Here is a 506-nt window from a genome sequence, read left to right on the forward strand (position 1 = left end):
AAAAATAATGACAATTTACCTGCTAAGGAACTTAATATTAAAGACCTTCTACATCAAAATGTTATAAAAAAGAGATTCGAAGAAATTCTTGGTAAAAAAGCAAATGGATTTATTGTAAGTATACTAAATACTGTTAATTCCAATAAATTATTCGGAAATGTTGATCCAAACAGTATTCTTAAAGCTGCACTTGTTGCTGCATCACTTGATTTACCTATAGACCCCAATCTGGGATTTGCATATATTATTCCATATGGAAAAGAAGCTCAATTTCAGATTGGATATAAAGGACTTGTACAGCTTGCTATTAGAAGTGGACAATATAAACATATCAATGTCGCTAAGTTATACGACGGACAGTTTATACATTATGATCCTATCATTGATTATCTGGAATATGACTTATCTACTAAAAACTCTGATGAAGTAACTCATTATGTGGCTTTTTTTAAAACACTTAACGGATTTGAAAAGTATTATGTTATGAGTAAAGAGGAAGTTGAAAA

Annotated in this window: 1 protein-coding gene; it reads left to right on the forward strand. The window is 29.6% G+C overall.

From position 1 onward, the window contains the following. A partial coding sequence (locus NK213_RS18065) for a recombinase RecT (RefSeq protein WP_253351817.1) occupies nucleotides 1-506 on the forward strand: 506 nt, incomplete at both ends.

Origin of the sequence: Sebaldella sp. S0638, from assembly GCF_024158605.1 — a bacterium.
Lineage (GTDB): Bacteria > Fusobacteriota > Fusobacteriia > Fusobacteriales > Leptotrichiaceae > Sebaldella.